The sequence below is a fragment of the Dyella amyloliquefaciens genome (assembly GCF_004296575.1).
Lineage (GTDB): Bacteria > Pseudomonadota > Gammaproteobacteria > Xanthomonadales > Rhodanobacteraceae > Dyella > Dyella amyloliquefaciens.
In genome coordinates, this window is record NZ_SAYT01000014.1 from 1 (window position 1) to 5690 (window position 5690).

The window sequence follows — 5690 nt, forward strand, 5'->3', positions numbered from 1 at the left end:
CAGCAAAAATTCTTCGCTGAAGGTGTTGACGGACAGGAAAAACGATGTAAGATGAGCGGCTCACTCGGAACGAAATGTTCTGAAGCGGAAACGGAAACGGTCCGCAAGTGATTGAGATCTTTGACAGTGTGCGCAGGTGACTTGTGTGGGCGCCTTGCGGTGGATGACTGAATGTCAAACATATGCAAGCGTCTAACCTAAGAGTCAATTCAAAAGCTTGACGTTTATGGTTAGGACATACGCTTCAGAAAGATAGATCGAGTGTTTGCCTTCGGGTGGACATGAGGTCGAAAACTTAAGTGAAGAGTTTGATCCTGGCTCAGATTGAACGCTGGCGGCATGCCTAACACATGCAAGTCGAACGGCAGCACAGCAGTAGCAATACTGTGGGTGGCGAGTGGCGGACGGGTGAGTAATGCATCGGGATCTACCCAAACGTGGGGGATAACGTAGGGAAACTTACGCTAATACCGCATACGTCTTACGAGAGAAAGCAGGGGACCTTCGGGCCTTGCGCGGTTGGACGAACCGATGTGCGATTAGCTAGTTGGTAGGGTAATGGCCTACCAAGGCGACGATCGCTAGCTGGTCTGAGAGGATGATCAGCCACACTGGAACTGAGACACGGTCCAGACTCCTACGGGAGGCAGCAGTGGGGAATATTGGACAATGGGCGCAAGCCTGATCCAGCAATGCCGCGTGTGTGAAGAAGGCCTTCGGGTTGTAAAGCACTTTTATCAGGAGCGAAATACTACCGGCTAATATCCGGTGGGGCTGACGGTACCTGAGGAATAAGCACCGGCTAACTTCGTGCCAGCAGCCGCGGTAATACGAAGGGTGCAAGCGTTAATCGGAATTACTGGGCGTAAAGCGTGCGTAGGCGGTGAGTTAAGTCTGTCGTGAAATCCCCGGGCTCAACCTGGGAATGGCGATGGATACTGGCTCGCTAGAGTGTGATAGAGGATGGTGGAATTCCCGGTGTAGCGGTGAAATGCGTAGAGATCGGGAGGAACATCAGTGGCGAAGGCGGCCATCTGGATCAACACTGACGCTGAGGCACGAAAGCGTGGGGAGCAAACAGGATTAGATACCCTGGTAGTCCACGCCCTAAACGATGCGAACTGGATGTTGGTCTCAACTCGGAGATCAGTGTCGAAGCTAACGCGTTAAGTTCGCCGCCTGGGGAGTACGGTCGCAAGACTGAAACTCAAAGGAATTGACGGGGGCCCGCACAAGCGGTGGAGTATGTGGTTTAATTCGATGCAACGCGAAGAACCTTACCTGGCCTTGACATGTCTGGAATCCTGCAGAGATGCGGGAGTGCCTTCGGGAATCAGAACACAGGTGCTGCATGGCTGTCGTCAGCTCGTGTCGTGAGATGTTGGGTTAAGTCCCGCAACGAGCGCAACCCTTGTCCTTAGTTGCCAGCACGTAATGGTGGGAACTCTAAGGAGACTGCCGGTGACAAACCGGAGGAAGGTGGGGATGACGTCAAGTCATCATGGCCCTTACGGCCAGGGCTACACACGTACTACAATGGTCGGTACAGAGGGTTGCAATACCGCGAGGTGGAGCCAATCCCAGAAAGCCGATCCCAGTCCGGATCGAAGTCTGCAACTCGACTTCGTGAAGTCGGAATCGCTAGTAATCGCAGATCAGCTATGCTGCGGTGAATACGTTCCCGGGCCTTGTACACACCGCCCGTCACACCATGGGAGTGAGTTGCTCCAGAAGCCGTTAGTCTAACCGCAAGGGGGACGACGACCACGGAGTGGTTCATGACTGGGGTGAAGTCGTAACAAGGTAGCCGTATCGGAAGGTGCGGCTGGATCACCTCCTTTCGAGAACGACATCTTTCTTCCCCGCAAGACGTCCACACAAGACACCTGCACTTCAATTTTCACGCAAAATCCCTTTTGCGAAGAGCTAAATCGGTCATTCATTGGCTGAACTCTTCAACGAAACGCCGCTTCGATGCGAAGGCATCGAGAGCGATGTTTTCGTTTTAAGGCGATGTTCCCGGGTCTGTAGCTCAGGTGGTTAGAGCGCACCCCTGATAAGGGTGAGGCCGGTGGTTCGAGTCCTCCCAGACCCACCACCAAATCACTTGGGGCCATAGCTCAGCTGGGAGAGCACCTGCTTTGCAAGCAGGGGGTCGTCAGTTCGATCCTGACTGGCTCCACCATTTGGTGACACGACGTGAAATGAAGGCAGAAGCGCACACGAATTGATTTGAAACGACCCGGCATTGTGGCCGACGTCGTGTTCTTTGAAAAAATGTAAACGAGTGACAAGCGTTTTGGTTCGAAACCGAACCGAGATGTGTCGTTGAGGCAATTAAGCGAACGCGTTGTTTGGACATCGATGGATATCACCTCGTAAGTGATGCTCATCGGCCCCGAGGCGACTTGGGGTTATATGGTCAAGCGACCAAGCGTATACGGTGGATGCCTTGGCAGTCAGAGGCGATGAAGGACGTGGCAGCCTGCGAAAAGTGTCGGGGAGCTGGCAACAAGCTTTGATCCGGCAATGTCCGAATGGGGAAACCCACTCCGCAAGGAGTACTGCATGATGAATACATAGTCATGCAGGGCGAACCCGGGGAACTGAAATATCTAAGTACCCGGAGGAAAAGAAATCAACCGAGATTCCGTCAGTAGCGACGAGCGAACGCGGACTAGCCCAAAAGCATCATGTGTTTTAGCCGAACGGTTTGGAAAGGCCGGCCATAGCGGGTGATAGCCCCGTAGGCGAAAGGGCATGTGGTGTGAAATTGAGTAAGGCGGGGCACGAGAAACCCTGTCTGAACATGGGGGGACCATCCTCCAAGGCTAAATACTCCTGACTGACCGATAGCGAACAAGTACCGTGAGGGAAAGGCGAAAAGAACCCCGGAGAGGGGAGTGAAATAGACCCTGAAACCGTATACGTACAAGCAGTGGAAGCCCGCAAGGGTGACTGCGTACCTTTTGTATAATGGGTCAGCGACTTACTGTCAGTGGCAAGCTTAACCGTATAGGGGAGGCGAAGGGAAACCGAGTCTGAATAGGGCGCATAGTCTCTGGCAGTAGACCCGAAACCGAGTGATCTATCCTTGGCCAGGTTGAAGGTGCGGTAACACGCACTGGAGGACCGAACCCACATCTGTTGCAATAGATGGGGATGAGCTGAGGATAGGAGTGAAAGGCTAAACAAACTCGGAGATAGCTGGTTCTCCTCGAAAGCTATTTAGGTAGCGCCTCGTATGAATCTTCCTGGGGGTAGAGCACTGTTATGGCTAGCGGGCCATCGCGGCTTAGTAAACCATGGCAAACTCCGAATACCAGGACAGAATGTACGGGAGACACACGGCGGGTGCTAACGTCCGTCGTGAAAAGGGAAACAACCCAGACCCGCAGCTAAGGTCCCAAAGTTATAGCTAAGTGGAAAACGATGTGGAAAGGCATAGACAGCCAGGAGGTTGGCTTAGAAGCAGCCACCCTTTAAAGAAAGCGTAATAGCTCACTGGTCGAGTCGGTCTGCGCGGAAGATTTAACGGGGCTAAGCTATACACCGAAGCTCGGGGTGCACACTTTGTGTGCGCGGTAGAGGAGCGTTCCGTAAGCCTGTGAAGGTGAGTTGAGAAGCTTGCTGGAGGTATCGGAAGTGCGAATGCTGACATGAGTAACGATAATGGGGGTGAAAAGCCCCCACGCCGAAAGCCCAAGGTTTCCTCGCGCAACGTTCATCGGCGCAGGGTGAGTCGGCCCCTAAGGCGAGGCAGAAATGCGTAGTCGATGGGAAGCTGGTTAATATTCCAGCACTTGTCTGTAGTGCGATGTGGGGACGGAGAAGGTTAGGTCTACCGGGCGTTGGTTGTCCCGGGGAAAGGCGGTAGGCATGAGGGTTAGGCAAATCCGGCCCTCTTTATGCCGAGCACCGAGACGAGCCCTATTGGGCGAAGTGACTGATACCACGCTTCCAGGAAAAGCCACTAAGCTTCAGCTACAGAGAAACCGTACCGTAAACCGACACTGGTAGGCAGGGTGAGAATCCCAAGGCGCTTGAGAGAACTCGGGTGAAGGAACTAGGCAAAATGGCACCGTAACTTCGGGAGAAGGTGCGCCCTTTTTGGTGGTCACATGCGTGACTGAGCTGAGAAGGGTCGCAGTAACCTGGCCGCTGCGACTGTTTATCAAAAACACAGCACTCTGCAAACACGAAAGTGGACGTATAGGGTGTGACGCCTGCCCGGTGCTGGAAGGTTAATTGATGGGGTCAGCCGCAAGGCGAAGCTCTTGATCGAAGCCCCAGTAAACGGCGGCCGTAACTATAACGGTCCTAAGGTAGCGAAATTCCTTGTCGGGTAAGTTCCGACCTGCACGAATGGCGTAACGACAGCGGCGCTGTCTCCACCCGAGACTCAGTGAAATTGAAATCGCTGTGAAGATGCAGCGTTCCCGCGGCAAGACGGAAAGACCCCGTGAACCTTTACTACAGCTTCACACTGAACGTTGAGTTCTTCTGTGTAGGATAGGTGGGAGGCTATGAAACCGAGACGCTAGTTTCGGTGGAGCCATCCTTGAAATACCACCCTGAAGTGCTTGACGTTCTAACCTAGGTCCGTAATCCGGATCAGGGACCGTGTGTGGTGGGTAGTTTGACTGGGGCGGTCTCCTCCCAAAGAGTAACGGAGGAGCACGAAGGTACGCTCAGCGCGGTCGGACATCGCGCACTGTGTGCAAAGGCATAAGCGTGCTTGACTGCGAGATCGACGGATCAAGCAGGTACGAAAGTAGGTCTTAGTGATCCGGTGGTTCTGTATGGAAGGGCCATCGCTCAACGGATAAAAGGTACTCCGGGGATAACAGGCTGATACCGCCCAAGAGTTCATATCGACGGCGGTGTTTGGCACCTCGATGTCGGCTCATCACATCCTGGGGCTGTAGCCGGTCCCAAGGGTATGGCTGTTCGCCATTTAAAGTGGTACGCGAGCTGGGTTCAGAACGTCGTGAGACAGTTCGGTCCCTATCTGTCGTGGGCGTTGGAGATTTGAGAGGGGCTGCTCCTAGTACGAGAGGACCGGAGTGGACGTTCCGCTGGTGTTCGGGTTGTCATGCCCATGGCATTGCCCGGTAGCTACGAACGGAAGCGATAACCGCTGAAAGCATCTAAGCGGGAAGCGCGCCTCAAGATGAGATCTCCCGAGACTTCGAGTCTCCTTAAGGCACCATCAAGACTAGGTGGTTGATAGGCACGGTGTGGAAGTGCAGCAATGCATTGAGCTTACGTGTACTAATGAGCCGTGAGGCTTGACCATATAACCCCAAGACGCTTCGTGAGTTTGACTCAACGAATCATCTCGATAGGTTCACCCAAATCGCTTGTCACTCGTTTACACCTTTATTCAACGCGAGATCCGTCTCGCGGAAGAGCAAAAACCAGCCATCCATGGCTGGACTCTTCAAAGTTTGAAGCCGGCGCTCTAAGCGCTACTTCTACCCTTTCCCTGGCGGCTATAGCGCTGTGGTCCCACCCGATCCCATCCCGAACTCGGAAGTGAAACGCAGCTGCGCCGATGGTAGTGTGAATCCTCATGCAAGAGTAGGTCACCGCCAGGGGCTTTATCCCTCAAACGCCTTCCCATCCGGGAAGGCGTTTGTCTTTGCGCGCTTCCAAAACAATACGGCGTGACCGAGTGTCGATCGCGC

The 5690-nt window shown here is 53.8% G+C and carries 2 tRNA genes and 3 rRNA genes; all 5 read left to right on the plus strand.

Annotated elements, in window-relative coordinates:
• The first annotated feature begins 296 nt into the window (after positions 1 to 296).
• The 5 genes from EPB08_RS20915 to rrf all read left to right on the plus strand — a co-directional run bounded on the left by EPB08_RS20915 (position 297) and on the right by rrf (position 5600).
• Positions 297 to 1841: ribosomal RNA gene (locus EPB08_RS20915) — 16S ribosomal RNA — on the plus strand.
• 180 nt (positions 1842 to 2021) lie between these two features.
• A tRNA-Ile gene (locus EPB08_RS20920) sits at positions 2022 to 2098 on the plus strand.
• A gap of 11 nt (positions 2099 to 2109) precedes the next feature.
• Positions 2110 to 2185 (plus strand) — tRNA-Ala (locus EPB08_RS20925).
• 235 nt (positions 2186 to 2420) lie between these two features.
• Positions 2421 to 5299: ribosomal RNA gene (locus EPB08_RS20930) — 23S ribosomal RNA — on the plus strand.
• A 188-nt stretch (positions 5300 to 5487) separates the two neighbouring features.
• Positions 5488 to 5600, plus strand: a 5S ribosomal RNA gene (rrf, locus tag EPB08_RS20935).
• Together the 16S, 23S and 5S rRNA genes with 2 tRNA genes alongside form the textbook arrangement of a ribosomal RNA operon.
• Positions 5601 to 5690: the final 90 nt, after the last annotated feature.